This is a genomic window from Acinetobacter sp. SWAC5 (genome assembly GCF_003419885.1).
Classification (GTDB): Bacteria; Pseudomonadota; Gammaproteobacteria; order Pseudomonadales; family Moraxellaceae; genus Acinetobacter; species Acinetobacter cumulans.
In genome coordinates this window covers 37803-61181 of the sequence record NZ_QUWR01000020.1, presented here as the reverse complement: position 1 = coordinate 61181, position 23379 = coordinate 37803, and the positions used below count along the sequence as shown (strand labels likewise).

Genomic DNA, 23379 nt, shown 5'->3' with positions numbered 1-23379 from the left:
CTAAAGCCCTCACAAAAAATAAAGACCTAAAAAAGGACTCCTCGGAGTCCTTTTTTTATTGCACGAATACCAACAAGCTTAAAGACCTGTTAATAGCGCAATCGCAACTTCTTTCATAATGGTTTCTACAACCAAAAGCGCTAAAATCGCTAAAATTGGAGACAAGTCAATCATGCCCATATTCGGCATAATTTTACGAAATGGCGCAAGTAAAGGCTCTGCCAACTCTTGAATCACTTCGATATAAGGTGAACGTGACTGCGTAAACATCACCACCCAACTCAAAATAATCGTCGCAAAAATCAAATAACGACAGAAACGGATCAAGTCCTGAATCATGGTAACAAAGGTCATAATCAGCAAATGCACAGGACTATTCAGTGAAGCCCCAGACAAATGCATCAAACCAAACATTTTTAAAATATACAAAATGATCAGCAAAACCAAAGCCGCCGTGTTCACACGACCTTTTGCCACTGTTGGAAAAATTCGACTGAACACATCAACAATCTTGGTCGCTTTTGCAGTCGACAGTACAACAGGGTTGTAAGGGCTTACCGCCGCCAACTGCATTAAAAACCGGAAGAATACGAGCAAAATTGCGACGTTAATGATAATGCCAAAAATTAGCGCAGAACTTGCACCCATACTTGAACGTTCCTAAATTAAATTACTTAATGCTGTCGCTGAGTTCTTGCGCCAGCTGTTGGCTACGCTTTTGCGCGGCAGCCAAGGCTGCTTGAATATTTTGTGAGATATGCGCGTGATCAAATACTTCAATCGCCGCTTGCGTCGTGCCATTTGGCGACGTCACATTTTTACGCAATTCTGCTGGGCTATTTGCACTGGTAATGGCCATTTGCGCCGCACCCAATGCTGTTTGTAAAGTTAAGGCTGTCGCTACTTTTTCATCTAGCCCTAAATTTTTACCTGCACGAATCATGCTTTCCATCATATAGAAGAAATATGCTGGACCAGAACCCGACACCGCAGTAACGGCATCAATCTGCGCTTCAGTGCTCACCCAAATGGTTAAACCTGTAGAAGCTAGCACTTGGCTTGCCAATTCACGATCTTCTGCCGATACGTTGGCTTCTGCATATAAACCATGTGCACCTGTTTGAACCAATGCTGGTGTATTTGGCATGACACGTACAATACGCGTCGTATCTAATAATGCACCAATGGTTGCCAAGTCAGCACCTGCCACAATTGAAATCACCAGTTTACCATCCAACAAGCCTTTTAAAGGTTGTAAAACACTGGCCAACACTTGTGGTTTTACTGCAAATAATACAATGTCAGCATCGCGAATGGCTGCAATGTTGTCTGTAGTAACGTGTAACTCTTTACTTGCCAAATGTTCACGGACTTTATCTACAGGATCTGAAACAGTAATACGTGTCGGCGGTAAGCCACGTGCAATCAAGCCTCCAATTAGGGCTTGTGCCATATTACCACCACCAATAAAAGTGATATTACTGTTTAATACTGCGCTCATGATTCCAATCCGCTTGTGATATTTTCAACTGTAGAAATTACGTTTGGTCGCCACCCACCTATTACACAATAAGATGAAACAGCCAACCAAAAACCTTTGGGCGTAAAGACGCCTAGCATAACATTATCTATGCTTAATATTTGTATAGTATGACGTTGCCAAGGAAATATTTGTGCCTGTTGAATGGCCTTTTTTAATGGCCACGACCCAACACGGCCCTGCAAATGGATTTTTTCGCCGCCTTGCCGCGGTGTGAGCATCAAAGGCTTATTCAATAGCGCTGGCGACAAACCCATGGCCTGCACATGCCTATTTTCCTGTACTTGAAACTTTCCCGAGAGCACAGTAAACACTTGATGCAAATCTAAGCTTAGGGTGCTTGGCACAGTCTGCTCTTGTGCAGATGCAAGATACTCGGCCTTAGCTAAACGATACATCCAACCAGCAAAACGCACATAATAAAAACCATTCCAATGCAACGCTGCCTGTGCATCCGCTTTGGCCAGTATGACTTCATTAACTAATCGTTGCACCATTTCAAATGCTGGGCGGTACTGTGCCAGACCTTTCATCCACGCAGATAAAAGCTGACGCTGTCTAGCTTGAGGTAAAGCCAAAAGTGTTTCTAAGCACAATGCTTGGCCGGAACCACAGGCTTTTAAATCAGTTTCCAACACTGATGCCAAAATTTCTTCCGCATCTTGCATTAAATAACTCGTACGACTTAAAGCTTGTTGCATTTTAGGATAACGCGACTCAAGCAAGGGCCACAATATTTCACGGCACCATGCACGATCATAATGCGTGTCTAAATTGGTAGGATCTTCAATGTTTTTTACATTTAATTGATGGGCCCATTGGCAAATTTGCTCACGAGATACATCCAAGAGTGGACGCCAAATGGTCATTTCTTCGCGCACATCAACGGCCTGCATGGCTGCTAAACCATGAATGCCTGCACCTGACAATAGTCTGAGCATCAGCGTTTCAGCTTGATCTTGTTGGTGATGTGCCAGCACCAATACTTCATTGGGCGCTAAATGTTGCAGATAGGCATCATATCGAGCTTGGCGGGCTTGGTTTTCTAAATTACCCGTTGCAACCTCAACAGCTTGCACAATGCATGGAATGTTGCGTTGTTGGCATTGCTCAGCTACAAATTCCCCCCAGCTTGCGCTTTGCGACTGAAGCTGGTGGTCTATATAAATGGCACGTGTGTGATTTGGGCACAGCTCAGACATTAAATGCAGCAATAGCATGGAATCCATGCCACCACTGCATCCAATTAAAAACCGAGTCTGTGCTGAAAAAGCTTGGCTTTGACTTAAGAAGCCAGTCCTAAATTGCTGCTGCCAAATTTCATTAAACGTTGGTAACGTGCTTCGCATCGTTCAGTTGCATCCATTGGCTGAAGTTCAGCCAAAGCCTCTTTCAAGACTACTTTTAAATTTTGCATGACTTGTTCAGGATGCACATGTGCACCTTCACCTTCGTCAACCACATATTCCACAATACCCATTTTTTGGAGCTTGTCTGCAGTCAGTGCAAGTGCTTCACTTGCTTGTTCCGCCTTGTCTGCAGTTTTCCATAAAATTGAGGCACAACCTTCAGGTGAAATTACTGAATAAATACTGTGTGAAAGCATCGCCACACGGTCAGCAACACCAATACCGAGTGCGCCACCTGAACCACCCTCACCCAATACTGTTGCAATCACCGGAACTTTCAGGCTCGACATTTGCGCAAGACTCGTTGCAATTGCCTCAGCTTGACCACGTTCTTCTGCACCCACACCTGGGTAAGCACCCATCGTGTCAATAAAGGTAAATACAGGTAAACCAAAACGCTCTGCCATTGACATCAAACGCTGTGCTTTACGGTAACCTTCAGGGTTACTCATGCCAAAGTTATGTTGCAATTTTTCACGTGTGCTACGACCGCGATGTTGACCTACCACCATTACAGGTTGGCCATCTAAACGAGCCAAGCCACCGAGCATAGCGCCATCATCACCAAATAAACGGTCACCATGTAGCGCATCAAACTCAGTGAAAATTTCACTTACATAGTCCAAAAATTGCGGACGCTCTGGATGACGTGCAATTTTAACCGTTGTCCAAGCTTTAGATTGAGCAGCTTTATTTTTCATAGGTCGACCATTATCCCTAAATTAACCTGATCTGTTAATCGATAAATTGTTCCGACTGAATATTCAATTCAATATCCCAATGCTTGAATTGCACTTGTTCATCATGCAAATCTGCTACAAGCAGTGGCCATTGTTTGGCATCACCAGAAACGCTAAGTTGCCATTGTTGCGCATTGAGGGCGACTAATTCAATGGCAGGAAGCATCTCATCGCTACGACTGTGATTAAGTAAAACGGCGAGTCGAAGTAACAAACACAAGTTTAGGAGTTTTGTGCCGCCCACTTTCATCACATCTACACGTGCATCGCTACGTAGCTTACGACGATGATGTGCCACCAAATGTGACAAATGATTTTGATCAATTTGTGAGAAACCTGGAATGTCTGAATGTTGCAATAAATATGCACCATGACGATGGTAACCACTATGACTAATCGCTAAACCGATTTCGTGCAAACAGCCTGCACGACGCAGTAAATCACTGTCATCATTGGTTAATTCAAGCTTTTCTGCCACACCTTCGAACAACTGTTGTGCCGTCGCAACAACGCGTTCTGCCTGTTTTACATCAGCATTATAACGGCCCATTAAAGCATGAACCGAACGATCGCGAATGTCTTCATGCTGGAAACGCCCTAAGAGGTCGTACATCACCCCTTCGCGTAATGCGCCATCCGAATAGACTAATTTTTCGAGTTTTAACACATCAAATACTGCAAATAAAATGGCAATACCTGCTGGCAAAACTGCTCGACGGTCTTCTTTTAAACCATCAAACTCCATATCCGTTACATGAGAATATTTGAGTAATTTATCTTTTAGTTTTTCTAAGCCTTCACGCGTCAGCTCTTCTTGCTCATTACTCCAGCCCATATTTACTGTAATTTGACGGCAAGCTTTAATCGTACCGCTTGAACCGACTACAGTATCCCAGCCAGCAGCTTTATAAGTAGTCGCAAGACCTGAAATTTCTTTGCGTGCTGCGGTAACCGCTTTATCAAAGGCTTTTTGGCTAATTTCGCCATCACTAAAATAGGCTTTGGTAAATGCTACACAACCCATTTGTACCGATTCTGTATGAATTGGCTCAAACTCTTCACCAATAATAAGCTCTGTAGAGCCACCACCAATATCAATCACCAAACGGCGACCACTATTAGCCATGGTGTGTGAAACACCCAAATAAATCAGACGTGCTTCTTCACGACCTGCAATAATTTCTATCGGCTTAGGTAAAATTTCAGCCGCTTTTTGAATAAATTCTTGTCCATTTTTTGCTTGGCGAAGTGCATTGGTAGCCACAATACGTAAACGTTTTGGCTGTACAGACCCCAAACGACCTACAAAACGGGCCAAACATGCCAGACCACGTTGCTGAGCTGCTTCAGTTAAATTTTTATTTTCATCCAAACCTGCTGCCAGCTGTACTTTTTCTGACATTGATGCGACTTTTTTTACTTCGCCATGATCAACACGTGCAATCGCAAGATGGAAGCTATTCGACCCCATATCGATCGCAGCGAGAAGTTCTTCATCAATCAAAAAATCAGACATGATTTCAAATAAACCTATACAGAATTGTGCTTAGAGTAATTCACAACCATGCAATTTAAAAGCCATTTATGTGCATGAAGTAAAAGTGCCATATTTTAGAGCTTAATGTGACAATTGCATGACACGATTGCAACTATCGTCAGCATCAATTAGACAAAATTCAATTTATCTACGAAAATTAAGCAATCCCCCTACATTGTTAAAGGCGGCTATGTAATACTAATAATTATAGAGTCACCTTTAAAAAATTATTCTGGAGCAAAATCCATGTCAGCGAATATCGTAAACACAACTGATGCAAACTTTGAAGCAGACGTATTACAATCTGACGTACCTGTACTTGTAGATTTCTGGGCTGGCTGGTGTGCGCCATGTAAAGCAATTGCACCAGTATTAGAAGTTCTTTCTACTGAATTCGAAGGCAAAGTTAAAATCGTTAAAGTTGACGTGACATCTTGCGAAGCAACTGCAGTGAACTACAACATCCGTAACATTCCTGCTTTGCTTATGTTTAAAAATGGTGAAGTTGTTGCGACTCAAGTTGGCGCTGCACCAAAATCTAAATTAACTGCATTCATTGAAGAAAACATCTAATCTTCAATTAAGTTAAAAAAATTAAAAAATACGCGACCTTGTGTGGCGTATTTTTTTTGCTGATAAATTGACAAAAAATCGAATCTCTCTTATATTGCATGCTCAAGAAATAAAGGATCTTAAATCCTCTCAGTTTCTTATGAGACTCAACACATAAGATGCCGCTCGGCTAAGAATTTGTTATTCACATTTCTCTTCTAACAATGAATCAGACCTCTGAATTGTGATTGTACATATTCAATTGCTTTCGTTTTATTGTATCCCTGCGGCCTAATGTTGCTCCCTTTCTAACCTGTATCTCAGAATTTTAGATTCTATCTGACCACCTATGAATTTAACCGAACTCAAGAAAAAACCGATTGGCGAACTCATCAAGATTGCCGAGTTTATGGGCCTTGAAGGAATGGCGCGTAACCGTAAGCAAGACATTATTTTTGCCATCTTAAAGCGCCATGCAATGAATGGCGAAGAGATCTTTGGTGATGGCGTTTTGGAAATTCTGTCAGATGGCTTCGGCTTTTTACGCTCAGCGGCTGGCTCATATTTAGCGGGTCCTGATGACATTTATGTCAGCCCTTCACAAATTCGTCGTTTTAACCTGCGTACTGGCGATACCATTACCGGCACAATCCGACCACCGAAAGAAGGCGAACGCTATTTTGCCCTTCTTAAAGTAAACCAAATTAACTACGACACGCCTGAAAACTCTCGTAACAAGATTTTATTTGAAAACTTAACGCCATTATTCCCAACTGAGCAATTGGTTATGGAATTGGGTAACGGTACAACTGAAGATTTAACTGCACGTGTAGTTGACTTGGTTGCCCCAATTGGTAAAGGCCAACGTTCAATTATTGTTGCACCGCCTAAAGCGGGTAAAACGATGTTATTACAAAACATCGCGCAATCAATTGTTCGTAACAATCCTGAATGCTTCTTGATTGTCCTTCTGATTGACGAACGTCCTGAAGAAGTAACAGAAATGGAACGTACAGTTCGTGGTGAAGTGGTTGCATCAACATTTGATGAATCACCTGCGCGTCACGTACAAGTTGCTGAAATGGTCATTGAGAAAGCCAAACGTTTGGTTGAGCATAAGAAAGACGTTGTGATCTTACTTGACTCGATTACACGTTTAGCACGTGCTTACAACACCGTGATTCCTTCTTCTGGTAAGGTGCTCACAGGTGGTGTAGACGCGCATGCGCTTGAACGTCCAAAACGCTTCTTTGGTGCTGCCCGTAATATTGAAGAAGGTGGTTCACTCACCATTATCTCAACTGCATTGATTGAAACAGGCAGTAAGATGGATGAAGTGATCTACGAAGAATTCAAAGGTACAGGTAACCAAGAAATTACCCTTGATCGTCGTATTGCAGAAAAACGTGTGTTCCCTGCAATGAACATCAAGAAATCTGGTACGCGCCGTGAAGAGCGTTTAATGTCTGAAGACAACCTACGTAAAGTATGGATTCTACGTAAGCTACTGCATACGCAAGACGAACTTGCTGCGATGGAATTCCTACTTGATCGTATGAAAGAAACCAAAACGAATGATGATTTCTTCGACCAAATGAAGCGTAAAGCGACAAACTAATCGATGTAAATTTTAAAAGGCCATCTATAACGATGGCCTTTTTATTTGGTTGACTTTGTTTACATAAATACACAATCCACTCAGCCATTTGTAAAGTTTTTTTCAAGTGAATGATTATAAAAATAATTTTATTAAAAACCCTATTGTTTTTAGGGGGTTATTTAGCATTTATCCAATATATTTCTTTTCTTTGATTGTTATTTTCTGTTAAAAAAAGCCACTTTTTAACCAATTTTTTAAGTTTTTTGCCTGTGAAGCAGTAGCATTTCAAAATACTCAGTGATAGCATATTCGCATACCAGTTACACTGCTCTGCATTGTTCATACCTAATAAAAATTAGGCATAATAAAAGCAAATAACAGTGCTAACTAAGGTTTTTTTTAATCTCATATTTAGAGAGTGATGCCATGTTATTCAAAAAAATCGCTGTTGCTGCTGCAGTTGCTACTACTTTAGCTTTCGTTGGTTGTGCTAAAAAAACTGAAGAAGCTCCTGCTGCTGCTGCTTCTGAAGCTGTAGTTGCTGCTTCTGAAGCTTCTGCTGCTGCTGACGCTGCTGCTGTTGAAGCTTCTGCTGCTGCTTCTGAAGCTACTGCTGCTGCTTCTGAAGCTGTTGCTGCTACTTCTGAAGCTGCTGCTTCTGAAGCTAAATAATCTAAACGATTATAAAGCACAAAAAGAGAGCCATTTGGCTCTCTTTTTTATTACAACAACAAATCTCAAAACACAATAAACAGAAAGATCAGTACACAATTAGCTTTCACCAGAACGACTGCCCTAGCATCTCTTCCCATATAGATCGATTAAGATCCTCTATCTTGCTATGAATGGACAATAAAAAAAGCAGATCAATCGATCTGCTCATTTCCAACGCGTTGACGGAATTTTTGTCCCGCACGGAAGGTTACTACACGGCGTGCAGAAATCGGAATTTCTTCACCCGTTTTCGGGTTACGGCCTGGGCGCTGACGCTTATCACGTAGCTCAAAGTTACCGAAACCTGAAAGTTTGACTTGCTCGCCTGAGATTAGCGCTTGGCTAATCTCATCGAAGAATAACTCGACCATTTGTTTCGCTTCACGACGGTTTAAACTCGTGAGCTCACTTAAATGATCAGCCATTTCTGCTTTTGTTAGTGCTGTCATGAAGCCCTCAATGTCGCCTGGTAAGTGTTTTCTAACACTTGGAGAATATTATCCATACCGGATTTGATCTCAGCATCTTCAAGAGTACGTGATGGGTGCTGCCAAAGTAATGCAAATGCCAATGAGCGCTTGCCTTCTTCAACACCTTGACCAGTGTACACATCGAACAACCAAGTAGAGTCTAAAAGCTCACCACCCGTTTTTCCGATAAGTTGCTGAATTTCGCTAACATTAATCTTATCACTAATTAAAAGCGCAATATCACGTCTTACCGACGGAAAACGTGATAATTCTGTAAAATTAGATACATAAGTTTGCAAAACAGCCTGTTGATCGAGTTCTGCAACCCAAGTCGTACTTAAATCCAATTCATCTTCTAAAGATGGGTGTAAGCGACCTAAGTAACCAATCGACTTTCCATTAACCAAAATTTCTGCAGATTGACCAGGATGTAACCATGCACGCTCAGAACGTACATATTCCACCTCTAAACGACCTGCTGCTAAAACTTCTTCAACATCGCCTTTAAAGTCAAAGAAATCCATTGGCGCTGCTTTACCATGCCAAGATTCAACATTACGTGGGCCTGTCGCAATCATCGCAAATGTTGGGATTTGTTTTAGATCATGAATAGATGCTGCATCTTGATAGTCAAAGCGCAAACCAAGCTCATAGAAACGTACACGGCTTTGCTGACGATTCACATTGTATTGCACACATGGAATCAGACTTGAAAGCAAGGTAGAGCGCATCACTGCCAAATCACTTGAAATTGGGTTTGCCAATGCCAATGGATTCACTGCTGGATTCAACTGTTTTTCAAGCTTCAAATCTGCAAAGCTAAAGCTGATTGCTTCTTGGTAACCTAAAGCCACAACCGTTTGGCGTAATTGAGCAAGCTCAAATTGGTCTTGGTATTTTGCCAATTTCACATCAATAACAGGCAGACTGATTTGAATATTGTCATAGCCATGAATACGCGCGACTTCTTCAATGAGGTCTTGATAAATGGCCATATCATAACGATGTGATGGTGGCACAACAGTCCATTCACCTGCAGCATGTACAGTGACATCACAGCCTAAACGCGTTAACGCATCTGCAATAAATTCGCCATCTACGCTATAACCAAGAAGTTGATCAACCTGCGCTTGTTTTAATTCAATCGCTTCACGTGTAGGCAATACATTGGCTTGCTCTGCTACAGTGATTGGACCAAAGTCACCACCAGCAAGTTCAGCAATGAGCTGAGATGCGCGGTGCATGGCAATCATTGGTAATTCAAAATCTACACCACGTTCATAGCGCTGAGATGCATCTGTATGCAAACCAAAGCTACGCGCACGACCTGCAATCGCAAGTGGTGCAAAGAATGCTGATTCTAAGAAAATTTCTTTGGTTTCATCTGTTACTGATGAAGACAAACCACCCATGATGCCTGCGATTGCCAATGCTTTTTCATCATCTGCAATGACCATCACTTTTTCGTTCAGCTCAACTTCTTGCTCATTTAAAAGCGTTAACTTTTCAGCAACAGTTGCTTGACGAACGTGTACAGCACCTTGAACTTTACCGCCATCAAATGCATGTAGTGGTTGGCCCAACTCCATCAATACATAGTTGGTAATGTCGACCAAAATGCTATGCTGACGAATACCTGAACGAGCAAGCGCACGCTCCATCCATTCAGGTGTTGGTGCTTTGGTATTAACGTTTTTAATGACACGACCTAAATAACGAGGACAACCTTCAGTTGTAACTACAACTTTTTTCTCATCCGCAATGGTTGCAGCCACTTCTTTAATTTCAGGTGCAGTCACAGCCAATTGGTTAATCACACCAATTTCACGTGCAATACCACGGATACTGAAACAGTCACCACGGTTTGGTGTAATGCTAATATCAATCACGTGATCATCTAGGTCTAGATATTCACGAATATCCATGCCCACAGGCGCATCTGCAGGAAGCTCTAACAGACCATCGATTTTGTCTTCTAAATCAATTTCTGACGCACCGCACAGCATGCCTTGTGATTCAACACCACGAAGTTTGCCTTTTTTGATTTTAAAATCACCTGGAAGTACAGCACCAATGGTTGCAACTGGTGCTTTCATGCCTTCACGTACGTTGGGCGCGCCACATACAATTTGTAAAGGCTCAGCTGTACCAATATTTACTGTGGTTACACGTAAACGGTCTGCATCTGGATGTTGTACAACTGTCAAAACTTCACCCACTACAACACCTGTAAAAGGCTTTGCTGCTGGATCCATATCGTCGACTTCTAAACCAAGCATCGTCAGCTGGTCAGATAAAGTATTGCTATCAATGGCTGGATTAACCCATGTACGCAACCAATTTTCGCTAATTTTCATAAATTCATTTCCTTAATCTCCCCTAGCCCCTCTTTTAAATAGAGGGGAAGCACATCTGCCCTTTAAGGCAGGAAAGTCCCCCTTTTACAAAGGGGGATTTAGGGGGATTTCAATAATTTTCAAATAACTGTTTAAATTCGTTTAAGCAAATTGGCGTAAGAAACGCACGTCATTTTGGTAGAACATACGTAAGTCATTGATGCCATAACGCAACATTGCAAAACGTTCTACACCTAGACCAAATGCAAAGCCTTTGTATTTGTCTGGATCAATACCTGCTGAACGTAATACGTTTGGATGCACCATACCGCAACCCAATACTTCTAACCATTTGCCACGCTCATCCATAATGTCCACTTCAGCACTAGGCTCAGTGAATGGGAAATAAGATGGACGGAAACGTACTTTTAAATCTTTTTCAAAGAATTCATTTAAAAGATTAACCAACAAGCCTTTTAATTCTGCAAAGCTGGTGTTTTCAGCAACGTATAAACCTTCAATTTGGTGGAACATTGGTGAATGCGTTTGGTCAGAGTCACAGCGGTATACACGACCCGGACATACAATGCGAATCGGTGGCTGTTGTGTTTCCATGGTACGGATTTGCACACCAGAGGTATGCGTACGAAGCAAGTGATTCACATCAAAATAGAATGTGTCATGCATTGCACGTGCTGGGTGATGACCAGGAATATTGAGGGCTTCAAAGTTGTGATAGTCATCTTCCACTTCTGGGCCTGTTGCAACAGTAAAACCAGCTTTGGTAAAGAACTGACAAATACGCTCTTGCACCTGTGTTACCGGGTGAATACTACCAATCGCTTGGCCGCGACCTGGTAAAGTAATATCAATTGTTTCGCTTGCCAGTTTTTGTTCTAGCGCCGCTTTTTGTAATTGAGTTTGGCGTTCAGTTAAAGCCGCGTTAATCGCTTCACGCACAGCGTGAATAGCTGCACCGTGAACCTTACGCTCTTCAGGGTCCATTTTACCCAGTGCTTTAGATTGTTCCGCGAGCTGGCTTTTTTTACCCGTAAACTGCACTCGAACTTGATCAAGTGTAGCAAGGTCATCTGCTGCTGCAATCGCAGCGAGCGCTTCAGTGGTCAGGGCTTCCAGTGACATAGTAACTCTCAAAGCAACAATTTAGAAAAATATAAAAACCCCATATTCTAACAGTTTTTGAACGCGATGATGAAGCGCATTCATAAGTAAAAATTGCAATAGCATCAAGAATTAAAAAAAGTATAAGATAGGCGCATTATCAATGAGATCTTTCATTATGGCGCTCGATCAAATTTGGAAACAGCAACTGACACTGGTTACTTATGGAAATGAGTTTTTAGCACAAAATCTAAGTTTTCAACGCTGGGTACAGCATGCTATTTTCGATCAGCACCATTTTGTGTTTCGTGACTTAATGTCACAACATTTGTTGGCACAGCATTTTCAAATTTGGTTAGAAGGCTTAAAAAAACAAGGTGTTCAGCGTATTAGTCTGCACCGCTCTGCACTATTGAATGACGAACAAAATCCTAATGCCAATGTTGAGCTTCTACCTATTGCGCACTTTATTGTGAGCCATGATGCCCATAAAAAGCAGGCTTGGATCTTTGGTAAAGAGTTAGCAGAATGGTACACCGCAGACAATGATTATGAAGCGCCTGCATCTCAACGATCTACATTACGTCTTGAGACATTTTGGCGCTTTGACTTAAATAATGCTTTAGCCAAACGAATAGATAGCGACTTACAACAACCCAATTGGGATGATATTCAGCTTTATACTGACAATGAATTATTTGATAGCAAATTTGCCAAAGGTTTTGTTGAACCAACTGAGCTAGATAGCCCTTATTATGGGCTGAATCACGAGCAACTGCAGAATGATGTAAGCGCGCTGTCTTTATTGCCGACAGATTATCAAGCGGATTATGCACATCAGACCTTACTTCGCTTAGATGCACTGAATACTTTTATTCAAGACAAAATTCAGCATCCATACAACGCTGAAGGTGAAGCACTACCAGCAGAAGAACAGCTGAATATGCGTCATTTTTCGCAAAAGTTAGATGATCTTCGCAGTAAGTTTATTGTCAAAGTTGCCAACCACTATAAAACTGCACGTTTGACTGCAAAAGCGGTGCCTTCACCTTTTGACAGCAGCGATGCGCCAAAGGCCGGCAAAACCTATGCAAAACCGGCTGCCGATGACAGCAAAAACAATAAAACCGGGGTTTTTGCGCTGATTATGGTGACAATTGTTATCTGTCTCTGCGCCTATTATTTTGGTCTTTAAACTGAGCCCAGCCATACTCAGCCCGGTATCCCCGCCAGCTTGCTAAAAGCATCCGTCAGGATGCTTTTTCAGCCGGTTAAGCGGTAATCAAATAATTAAACGGCCTGATTTCAATCTGCACTTTATGCTCTCCAGCATGCTGATTAATATAATGATTGACTGATACAACCTCACCTTCCAGCTGCGCATCCGGCCCATACATAATTTTGACAGATTCGCCTTTACGCGGAATCATCTGCAATTCAAGCGTGATCGTACCCTGCCCCATTCCTCTGATTTCAGCCAGCATATTCTTATCCTTGTGTTTTTTGCTCTCTACATTAGGCATGGCGCAAAGCGCGTTATAAAGATTAGTTCTGTAACTGGGCTGCACTTTTTATTGATTAAACATCTAAACTTAAATATCTAAACTCAAACATCAAAAACATAAGCGTCCAGTTGTTCTAAAAACGCATCGACTGCAGTTGGTGATTCTAATCGAATCCATTGAATATGCTGATATTCCGGCGCTTTCATCATCTGCTGATATTTTTCCCGATTCTTTTTATGGGTCTTAATCATCCACCAAACGATAGAATCACGGCCAAACATCCGCCATAAGCTTTCCTGATTATTTGAATCCGGCCAAAGATCTTGTTTGGACTTGGCCCGAGAAATTGCGCGCGTTACAGAGCGGTATAAATTGACCGGAAACGGCAGATCCAGCCAAATTACTGTATCTATTTCCGACCATTTCACCGGAATCGCCCGGGTATAATTTCCATCGATGACATAACCATTTTTTGCTTTGGCAATTTCAGCTTCGATACGCGCAAAAAAGATTTCGTCAGGACACTCCTGCCAGTCATCCAGCCAAAACAGGTTATCCAATTCAATATAATGCAGCGCTAATTTTTCCGCCAAAGCTCTGGAAAAGGTTGATTTTCCCGTGGCTGAAGTACCGACTACGTTTATTCTTTTCAGTGTCATGATGATCCGCTTGAGTCCGGTGAATCATTATCAAGATAACAGCATTCAATTCGATGGTTAAATTTTATTCTGCGCTGCCGTCAGATGCACTTTCATCGGCATCAATAGAATCCGGTTCAATTGCAGCCTCAAACCCCACTGTGCGCAGACGGTATTGATCCCATCATTTTGCCCTTAGCATTCATTTATGCCTGCTTCCCTCCTGATCTGCACGCCGTATAAAAAACAGAACATCAAGCCGCGCCCAGCTGAATGATTTGGGCCTGCCCGCGGTTATGATGAGCGCGCGCCATAAGACTGCCTTCCCGCACTGAGCGCAAAGCGGCAAGTATATGCGCGGGTTTTCATCTGAGCATTTAAATACATTAAGCAGCTGCACGGCAGCATGACCAAAACCAAACATTGAAATCACGGCATAACGCGCAAACTTCCGTCCGGGACGCGGCGCCAGCCCAGCCCAGCCCAGCCCAGCCCAGCCCAGCCCAGCCCAGCCCAGCCCAGCCTATTCATTTTCAAATAAAATGCAGCGCTGAGCATCGCTCAAATATTCAAAATTTAAATATAATAACCAAATACTTAAATATAAAATTTCAACATAATTATTATGAGGCTTTATGAAAACAGAATTTGCCATTTACGCTAAAAAACCGCTGATTTCATGGCCAACAAGTTTAATGCTTATTTTACTGGGCATTGTGATGATCATTGTTATACCTTTTTTCAAATGGTTTAGAGATCAGGCTCAACCGCTTAACCTCAGCATAGTGATTGAATACCTGCAATACACCCTGAAAAATTTCCCGATTTACGAGCTACAAGCTGATCATACTCAGCTGATACTGATCTACATCGTATCTGTAATTGTCATTGATTACTTAAAAACGCAGATTAAACTAGTCATTACGCCTGATAAAATTTATTACCGCTTGTGGAAAATGCCTCTCAGCACATTCATTCAGCGGCAGGAGGTAGAATACTGTCAATTTGCCATTCTTGGTATAACCCGCCCAAAATGGATCTCATGGATGCAGCGTCCCATTTTTCAGACTGCCAACAAAGCGAATCCACAGCTTTTATTCTTCCCCCTTAAAAATGTTCAATCTCAATTGCACCTTGCATGCTTAAGTGAACATGAAAAAGGGCAGCTGATTCAAATACTCAAACAATATTATAATTTTCAGGATGATATTGCGGCGCTGACGCTTTCGCAAGAAGATCTGCAAAATTTAATTCTTCAAACCAAGATCAGCCCGCGGATCGCCTACCTGCTTATCGGCAGCGTTCCTATTGGTATTTTGGGCTTATATTTAAACGCGCAAGCCCAGTTCTTTTATATTTCCAATTATCCGGTTTTGCTGTGTTTGGCCATTATTTTTCTGCTGATTTTCATTCCAAGCGTATTATGGATACAAAAAGATATTCCCAAAATAGCGTTTACAGGAAGCATGCTGTCCAGTACATTTTTAACGCTGAGCCTGAGCTTTTTTCTGATGCCGGTATTGCATAGTTATTATGCTTTGCATTTTGGCACTCATAAAATGACCGGTGCGCAATTGCTCTCAATGGATGCAGGCGGCCAAAAATGGCGCTTATTAGACAATCAGCAAACTTTTTATATTTTACCCAAAACACCCTTTTACAACCCGAACCTTAAAACCCATGAAATTTATGAATTTCCCATTTATTATCATTGGCATAACTATCATTTCCAGCATAGCGAGCTTGCCCTGGTTCAGCTCAAAACCAAAACAAAGCCCGGGTAATATCCGCCCGCCCGGCATAAGAATTTTAAGCAAAAAAGACCGCTAAAAGCGGTCTTTTTTGCATTCTAGTATTCACTTTGTACGGCATTAAAATACTTTCTGCCAGCTGAGCCAGATTTGGTGATCATCACGCTGTGAGATCTGCACCGGTTTATCCCCCAGCGCAAATCCGGCATCTGCCTGTAAAGTGCCCAGCAGATCATTGCTCCATGCGATGCCTGCCCCAGCAGAACGCAGCGAAATAGTATTTTTTTCAGTGAGGCTGTCCCATACAGAAGCATTCAGCTTCAGTTTAGCTGCATCAAAAAAAAGTTTGCCGTTAAGCTTATTGCTGGCGCTTGACCACAAATCCTGACGCAGTTCAATCGATGCAGTCAGTCCTTCTGATCCTGAAATTGCGCTGTTTTTATAGCCTCGCATAAAACTTGGACCGCCGACATAAAATGCTTCTGAACTGTCTAAATTATCCGGGCTATAGAAACCTGCAGCCGAAAGATAGAGCTGACTGCTGCTGCCTAATTTTTGCAGGCGTGATGCGTTCATTTGAGCTGATAAAAAATTGCCGTCAGTTTTCCGCGTTAATGCATCAATTGCTTTTGTATCTGCAGATTGAAGATCAAGTTTGCCAAAATTCAGCGCTGTATAGAGCGTATTGATGCCGGCTCCGAAAAGGCTGTCGGTACTGCTGTGATTTAAATTCAGCTGCAGCGCATCGACACGGCGGTGATTTTCATACTGCGCTGAGCGGATATCATCTTCAATCTGCTTACGGCTCAGTGCCAGCCCAAAGGCGGTTTGACTGCGCATGCTTTGCTGGAGCCAAAGCGAAGCCTCTTCCGCTGAACCCTCATAGCCTAAATTTTTAAGCTCCTCACGCAATTCATATTTCAAATATGAATAGCTGGCGCCCAACTGTGTGCCATAGCCATTAATAAATGCGCTGTATCCTGCTTTGCCGTAATTCACACCTTTGCCGCTGCTGAGCACATCCAGCGACAGCTGGTCACCCAATCCTGCAATGCTGTTGATACGCACACCTGCTGAAGCTCGAGCTTCCCCTGTATATTTACTTCCAGCATTATCTGCGCCTGCATAAGCCTGAATTTTTTGCGCCGGCGTCAGCAGGAGACTTAATTCTGTTTCACCTAGAGCGTTGCCCGGTGTTAAGGCCGCTTCACTTTTTACACCATGCAGCTGATTAAATCTGACTGAAAGCATATCTAAACTGCTGTCGCGCAAAATCTGCCGCGACTGTAAAGGCGTTTCAATTTGCCTAATTAGCCAAGGCAGCGTATTGGTCTGATTGCTGACCTTTACGCCATTCACGGCCGTTTCTATAATCTGAATCTGCACCTCGCCATTGTTAAGATTTTGCACAGGCAAAAATGCATAACTGAAGCTGTAGCCATGAGATGCATAATAGTCACTTATTCGGTCAGCCGCCTGCTGAAGACCTGCTAAGTTTTGCGTTTTGCCTTCAAGATCCGCAATTTCTTTTTTCAGTATGGATTCAGTAAACTGCGTATTCCCGCTTATATTAAATTGCTTTACAAATATAGTCTGACTGCCTTGAATTGTGCCATTTGGCTGGACCGGAACAGGTAAAGGCTTTGATTCAGGCTCCTTCATCTGCGGCTGCATCTGCTGCTGCAGCAGCTGTCCAGCATTTGGAATCGTTTCTGCAAAACACATGGTTACTGCTGCCTGCAGCATCAAGAATAGTGCAGATTTTTTTAAACTTCTGCTCATCAGATCTTTATTCACTTTTACATTCCCCCATATACGGCGTTTTTTCAACGATGCCGCATCTATTTTTATTCAGCTTATTCTGCTTTATTAGCGCATATTGCCAATAATCGAGCTTCGGCTGTCCTGCAGTTTCTTAACAAAATTTGTCATTTGCTCAAAAGCTTCATTGCGCTTATTTGACAGACTCTGCAAGCGCAGCATATCCATCTGCTGACTATTGGATAACGAATCTATTTGGGATTTTGTATTGTTTATAGAAGCGGATAATACGCTTTTACTGATTTTATTATCCGCAATGAGGGCAGTGACTGAAACACCAGCCTTAGCCGCGGCTTCCAGCCACTTCTTATACTCTGGACTATTTACAATATTTGGCCCTAGCATCAGATGAGTTTCATCCTTCTTAAATAACGCCAATAAGCCGTTGCTTGCTGCCAATACATCATTGAGCTTAGCAATTTGATCATTTTTTGCCTGCACAGCATTAATCTGAGCCGCAAGCTGGTTTTCAAGTAATTCTGCTCTTCGCGATTGCACCTCTAAAAGCGCGGTTTCAATATCAAGCCCCTGAATAATACCAGCATAGCTGCTGCCAGTAAGGCTGATACTATTGCCAATTGCGCCGATACCTGCGGCAGAACTGCTTCCCCCTGCAAAACTGCCTCCTCCTGCAGCAGGGAGTTTAATATTGCCCTGCGCTGTAAATTTCAGGTCTCCTAAGCTGTAGTTGGAAGCATCCGGCCCAGTCAGTACAGCATCATAAAGATGTACTGTTTTTTGATTTCCTGGCTTATTGTCTTCAAACCGGCCTTTGGCATTCAGCACCAATTGATCCCCGCCAATCTTCCCGCCCAATACTGCATTTTGCGTATTGATAGAGGCATAGAAAGTGCCATCATCTGAAGTTGTAATTTTATCCGCCACAATCACGCCTGAAATGCTCGAAATGATTCTGCTGTATATGTCAGCCTGTAAATTTAATGACGGATTGATCAGCTCATAATTTGAAGCGTCTTTGCCAGCCAGCTGCAGGCTCAGCCATACATTTTTATTTTCACCAGCATTTTTATCTTCAAATTGCCCCTGCGCATTAATATGCAGGTCATCCAAGCCCACTTTGCCTTTCAGCACACTCATCCCTGTATTAATATCGGCATAAGCTATTCCGTCATAGGTTTTGCTTTGTGCAGATAAACCTTGAACCTCTGTAATCAAAGCTTTGGAGATATTCGCCGTGCCTTCAAAGCCTGCCAGCGCCGTATCTTTCAGTTTGTAGTTCAGCGCGTCTTTACCTATGAGCAGCAAGCTGTTGAGTGAAACATTTTTGCCTGTACCTGCATTTTTATCTGCAAAAACGCCATTGACCCAAATACCTAAATCATCGCCGCTGACTTGTCCATCGAAACTGACGCCGCGGGTATCAAACTCTGCTTTGATAGTCCCGTCATAGACTTTATCCGCTGCCTTCAGGCCGTTGATTCTACTGATTTCCGCCTGCTGTATATTCGCTGTTAAAAAAAGATTTTGATCATAGAGCTGATAATTTTTCGCATCCGCCCCAATAAGCGCAAGATCAGAAAGAATGACTTGCCTGTCTGTACCTGCATCTTTAGCAGCAAAGGCGCTGCTGCCAATATTCAAAGAAACTGAATCTCCTAGAATCACTCCATTTAAAACGGCGCTGTTCTGACCGATCACTGCATTCACTGTGCCGTCATATACTTTATCCTGCGCCTGAAGTCCTGAAATGCCTTGAATAACAGCCTTCTCAATCACGCCATTCAGCCAGGGCGCATTTGCCGACAGCTGATAATTGGCTGCATCGGCACCATGGATCTGCAAGCCTTCCAACTTGGCAATTTTGGCGCCTGCATCTTTGCTGCCAAAACTTGCTCCCTCGGCATAAAGAATCACATTATCGCCTTGGATCATGTCTGCTGACATTGCATATTGACTGTAGAGCGGCGCAGACAGTTTTCCATCATAGGTTTTGATAATCGTCCCAAAGCCGCTGTTATCCGAAATAACTTTCTGCGTGATATTCGCAGAAGCTGTGTACGGTGTATTTTGCAGCTGATAATTTTGAGCATCGGCCCCAGTCAGCACCAGATCTGAAATATAAACTGTTTTATTCTGTCCCGCATTCTTATCTGAAAATATGGCTTTTCCTCCGCTCAAGGCAACAAAATCGGAAGCAATTTTGCCATTCAGCTGCGCACGCCAGAGTTCAGCCTCTGCAGCATCTGTACCGTCATACACTTTGTCTTTTGCCAGCAGCTGGCTTACCGTCAAATCCGCTTTTTCAATATCCGCCGACAACACTGACGAATGTCCTTCCAGCTTATAATTCGACGCATCTGCACCAGTTAAATTCAGGCTGCCGATATAGACGGTTTTACCCTCTCCTGCATTTTTATCTGCAAAGCTTGCAGTACCGGATGCACTCAGTTCATCGCCTTGAACTTTGCCAGAAAGAACAGCACTGGATGCATCCAGCAGCGCATTGACCGTGCCGTCATAAGTTTTATTCAATGCTTTTAAACCGCTGTCTATGCGGATTTCAGCCTGATGGATGTCTGCTGCTGCGGTTAAGCCGTTTTGCAGCAGCGTGCTTGACAGCGCATAGTTGCCTGCATCCGCACCGCTCAGCTGCAAATTGCTGACTTGCGCGGACTTTGCCGAACCGGCATTTTTGTCGATAAAGCTTGCACTGCCGGTTAGAGAAATGCTGTCATTTTCAACCTTTCCGAAGAGCATTGCATCTGCAGCATTCAGTGATGCATTCACTGTGCCGTCATAGGTTTTGCTCAAGACTTCTATCCCGCTGATACTATCGATGACTTTTTGAAAAATAAACGCTGACGACGTCAGATTAGATGCAAGCTCATAATTCTGCGCATCAGCGCCATTCAAGGTGACATTGTACAAGCTCACCGTTTTGCTGCTGCCTGCATTTTTGTCGGAGAACTGCGCACTTCCAATTGAAACTGAGACCTGATCTGCCCCAAACAGCCCTGCCGCAACAGCATTTGCATTCACTTGTGCAGTCAGCAGCCCATCGTAGATTTTATCTGCAACCGCATTGCTGATCTGATAGATCTGCGCTTTGCTTAACGTGATATCGCCTTGAGAAAAGATCAAATCGTAGCCGTTTTGTACTGAATACAGCCCAGCCAGCTGAGAATGGCCTAATCCCGCATTTTTAATGCCTCCGGTATAAACAGCAGATCCGAGAATTTTTGAAGCATCTGCCCAATCATCCAACACCGTATAGCTGCTGCTGTTTTGCATCTGGCCATTATATGCGCCACTGTAGTCATCCGCTTTTACTGTCAGAGGTGTTAAAAATGCTTTGAGCAAAGGTGCAGTCTGCCCTTCATAAATCCGCCAAGCGCCATTCATTCCAGCCCTGTCTGCAACAGACCAGCCCAAAACTGAATAGGCCGCGCTATTTTTTTCCTGTCCAGCCATAAATGCAGCAATTGCACCTGAGCTGTCCCAAACCTGCTGTGAACCATCAGCATTCAACGCATAAGCTTCTTTGATAACGGTACTGTACACTTCACCAGCAAGCGCCCCTGACATATTATCCGCCTGCACATTGACATCTGCATAAGCGCGTTCAATGCTGCTGAAATAGGATGAGCCAACCAAGCCGCCGGCATAGTTCTGCGCTGCAACTTTGCCAGTAACGAAACTGTTGCTGATATGAGTACTCGATATGCTGCCGGCCAAACCGCCAATATTGTCATCTCCTGAGACATTAACATTCATCAAACCGATATTGCGGATATCCGCATCTAGCGTCTTGCCAAACATCCCCCAGTTACTGCCTTGCCCCTGGCCGCGCTGCACAGCATGAACAGTCAAATTTTCAATGATATGACCTAAACCGTCAAAACGGCCAGTGAATGAGCGGTTGCCACTGTTTGGGCCAGTACCTTCAATCAGCGTACCGACAGGCGAAAAATTGGCAAGCGCAGCCGCATCAATATTGCTGCCTAAAGCATAATTGCCGCTGAGATCATCCTGCATGTTCTGCACAGCATGGATATCCGTCAAAACATGAAAAGCCTTAAAATTCTGTACATCAGAACCGCGCTGAATGCTGAAATTCAAGCCCTGCTGCAAATGCACCGGCGCTTGAATATAATAATCTGCATAGATAGGCTTCATCATCTGTTCATCAGCATCAAAGATCTCACTAATGCTGCCGTCAGCACTTTGCTGACCGTATTTCAAATGCAGCTGACCGCCTGCACCTTTGCCGGCATCAATGACATGATTGATGTAAATATCATTATAAGCATCCAGTGTCAGCGCTTTTCCGCTGTCCCATGCAACAGCGTCTTCAATGATAATATCGCCTTTTCCGGACGTATCCGTATTTACCGCGCCGGATGCTGAAGCCTGCGTCAGGCCCGTTTGCACAATCACATCCGTCGTCTTTAACGCAGCGCTTAATGCAGCGCCGGTTATATGGCCATTCTGCCCGACTTTAAAATCCACAGGATCAATCAGCCACTGTCCCTGTTTTGCGCCATGTTCCGCCTCTGTGCTGACTTTAGCCGCATCAGAAACATGAACCGCCGCAGCCGAAGTTTCGATAAACCCGCCATTCTGACCATTTTTGCCTTCAGCAGCCAATGTTCCAGAAATATTGCTTTGCCCATTCGACATATCGCCTAATAGCACAATTTCGCCCTTCGCATTTGTCTCAAGACGGTTAGCTTGGATATAGCCGCTATGGTTGACGACCGCTCGGCCCAGCTGCTTTTCTGCAGCAGCCGTTAAATGCACAGTTCCATTATCTGCAATAATGGCGCCGCCATTGTCGACCAGCGCCTGCAGCGCGCCCTGATCAATGTCATAGCTGGCTAGTTTTCCATTTTGCAGCGTAATGCGCACTTTTTCCGCTGCGGTCAGTTCCACACGGCCATTTGGTGCAGTAATTTCACCGGTATTTTTAACGGCTGAAGCAATCAGCGCAACCGTGCCTCCATGCGCAGCAGTGATTTTCCCATGGTTTTCAACAGACGCTGCTTTGCCATTGCCGGAAAAACTGAATTTTCCCTGAAACAAATCCTGATCTTGCAAATCTAAAGTAGAAGCTACAATCCCTCCGGCATTGACCTGCGCTGTTTTGGAAAATAGCACGCCATTTGGATTAATCAAAAAGACTTGGCCATTGGCATTCAGCCTGCCCATGATTTGGCTGCCATTACTGTCCAACACCCTGTTCACTGCAATAGAGGAATTATTTGGCTGAACAAAGTTAACCTCTGCCTGACTGCCGATATTGAATGTATTCCAGCTTGCTGATAAATTCTGACTTTGCTGCAGTACATTCAGCGTGTTGCCAGACTGTTTAAATTCTGCGCTGCCTGCAATCACCTGCTGGCCTGTTGGCAATGCAATATCACTGATCGCTGCGGATACACTGAAAGACAATAATGAAAGTGCCGGCAATACCAGCAAGCTGAGATAATTTGAATAGATTTTAGACGATGCCTTATTTTTTTTAACGGCAGCACACGATGCGCCTGCTGCATTTTTTGCAAGTTCAGATACTGCCTGCCAGCAAGATTTATTCTTATTCCAAATGATTCTATATATTTTGTTCATTTTTCACCCAATAGCAAAGCTAAATGAAGCTATTAGAACATTAAACAAAAAACAGTCA

17 protein-coding genes are annotated in these 23379 nt (G+C 43.3%); 5 read left to right on the top strand and 12 right to left on the bottom strand.

Translation table 11 applies throughout. From position 1 onward, the window contains the following. Positions 1-78 precede the first annotated feature (78 nt). The 5 genes from DYI81_RS14135 to ppx are packed head-to-tail and all read right to left on the bottom strand — an operon-like array spanning position 79 to position 5205. Entirely contained in the window at positions 79-648 is a 570-nt protein-coding gene (locus DYI81_RS14135; protein WP_106986216.1) for a YggT family protein, read from the bottom strand. A 22-nt stretch (positions 649-670) separates the two neighbouring features. After that, positions 671-1501, bottom strand: coding sequence for a pyrroline-5-carboxylate reductase (gene proC, locus DYI81_RS14130; protein ID WP_106986217.1), 831 nt, complete (start codon positions 1499-1501; stop codon positions 671-673). After that, entirely contained in the window at positions 1498-2889 is a 1392-nt protein-coding gene (gene tilS, locus DYI81_RS14125) for a tRNA lysidine(34) synthetase TilS (RefSeq protein WP_117007905.1), read from the bottom strand. Before tilS ends, proC begins: the two co-directional genes overlap by 4 nt. Continuing rightward, positions 2826-3650, bottom strand: coding sequence for an acetyl-CoA carboxylase carboxyltransferase subunit alpha (locus DYI81_RS14120; RefSeq protein WP_106986219.1), 825 nt, complete (start codon positions 3648-3650; stop codon positions 2826-2828). Before DYI81_RS14120 ends, tilS begins: the two co-directional genes overlap by 64 nt. A gap of 34 nt (positions 3651-3684) precedes the next feature. Then, positions 3685-5205 carry an exopolyphosphatase gene (gene ppx, locus DYI81_RS14115; RefSeq protein ID WP_117007903.1) on the bottom strand — a complete coding sequence of 507 codons (1521 nt, stop codon included), beginning with the start codon at positions 5203-5205 and terminating at the stop codon, positions 3685-3687. A gap of 267 nt (positions 5206-5472) precedes the next feature. On the opposite strand from ppx, the gene trxA reads away from it, so the two are divergent. The 3 genes from trxA to DYI81_RS14100 all read left to right on the top strand — a co-directional run bounded on the left by trxA (position 5473) and on the right by DYI81_RS14100 (position 8050). Further along, positions 5473-5799 (top strand): thioredoxin, encoded by a 327-nt coding sequence (gene trxA, locus DYI81_RS14110; RefSeq protein ID WP_106986221.1) that lies wholly within the window; start codon positions 5473-5475, stop codon positions 5797-5799. 328 nt (positions 5800-6127) lie between these two features. Further along, positions 6128-7396 (top strand): transcription termination factor Rho, encoded by a 1269-nt coding sequence (rho, locus tag DYI81_RS14105; protein ID WP_106986222.1) that lies wholly within the window; start codon positions 6128-6130, stop codon positions 7394-7396. Between the two features lie 408 nt (positions 7397-7804). After that, positions 7805-8050, top strand: a complete 246-nt coding sequence (locus DYI81_RS14100) for a hypothetical protein (RefSeq protein WP_106986223.1) — start codon at positions 7805-7807, stop codon at positions 8048-8050. Between the two features lie 194 nt (positions 8051-8244). Here DYI81_RS14100 and DYI81_RS14095 read toward each other — a convergent pair whose 3' ends face one another. The 3 genes from DYI81_RS14095 to pheS form a co-directional block, all read right to left on the bottom strand. After that, positions 8245-8541 (bottom strand): integration host factor subunit alpha, encoded by a 297-nt coding sequence (locus tag DYI81_RS14095; RefSeq protein WP_004649746.1) that lies wholly within the window; start codon positions 8539-8541, stop codon positions 8245-8247. Then, positions 8538-10919, bottom strand: coding sequence for a phenylalanine--tRNA ligase subunit beta (pheT, locus tag DYI81_RS14090; RefSeq protein ID WP_117007901.1), 2382 nt, complete (start codon positions 10917-10919; stop codon positions 8538-8540). The genes DYI81_RS14095 and pheT overlap by 4 nt, the downstream gene beginning before the upstream one ends. A 141-nt stretch (positions 10920-11060) precedes the next feature. Next, positions 11061-12041 (bottom strand): phenylalanine--tRNA ligase subunit alpha, encoded by a 981-nt coding sequence (gene pheS, locus DYI81_RS14085; protein WP_106986225.1) that lies wholly within the window; start codon positions 12039-12041, stop codon positions 11061-11063. Between the two features lie 157 nt (positions 12042-12198). Between pheS and DYI81_RS14080 the strand changes: the two genes are divergently transcribed. After that, positions 12199-13215 carry a hypothetical protein gene (locus DYI81_RS14080; RefSeq protein WP_117007899.1) on the top strand — a complete coding sequence of 339 codons (1017 nt, stop codon included), beginning with the start codon at positions 12199-12201 and terminating at the stop codon, positions 13213-13215. A 76-nt stretch (positions 13216-13291) separates the two neighbouring features. Here the strand turns inward: DYI81_RS14080 and DYI81_RS14075 are convergent, their stop codons facing one another. Both DYI81_RS14075 and DYI81_RS14070 read right to left on the bottom strand, forming a co-directional pair. Continuing rightward, positions 13292-13504: a KOW motif-containing protein gene (locus tag DYI81_RS14075; RefSeq protein WP_106986240.1), complete on the bottom strand. Its 213-nt coding sequence runs from the start codon at positions 13502-13504 to the stop codon at positions 13292-13294. Between the two features lie 122 nt (positions 13505-13626). Beyond that, positions 13627-14178 carry an adenylate kinase gene (locus tag DYI81_RS14070; RefSeq protein WP_171356368.1) on the bottom strand — a complete coding sequence of 184 codons (552 nt, stop codon included), beginning with the start codon at positions 14176-14178 and terminating at the stop codon, positions 13627-13629. Positions 14179-14798: 620 nt separating this feature from the next. Here DYI81_RS14070 and DYI81_RS14060 point away from each other — a divergent pair. Next, positions 14799-15947, top strand: a complete 1149-nt coding sequence (locus DYI81_RS14060; RefSeq protein WP_117007894.1) for a hypothetical protein — start codon at positions 14799-14801, stop codon at positions 15945-15947. 87 nt (positions 15948-16034) lie between these two features. Here DYI81_RS14060 and DYI81_RS14055 read toward each other — a convergent pair whose 3' ends face one another. Both DYI81_RS14055 and DYI81_RS14050 read right to left on the bottom strand, forming a co-directional pair. Beyond that, complete coding sequence (locus DYI81_RS14055; protein WP_228198886.1) at positions 16035-17711, bottom strand: POTRA domain-containing protein; 1677 nt, start codon at positions 17709-17711, stop codon at positions 16035-16037. A gap of 72 nt (positions 17712-17783) precedes the next feature. After that, complete coding sequence (locus tag DYI81_RS14050; RefSeq protein ID WP_117007893.1) at positions 17784-23321, bottom strand: YDG domain-containing protein; 5538 nt, start codon at positions 23319-23321, stop codon at positions 17784-17786. Positions 23322-23379: the final 58 nt, after the last annotated feature.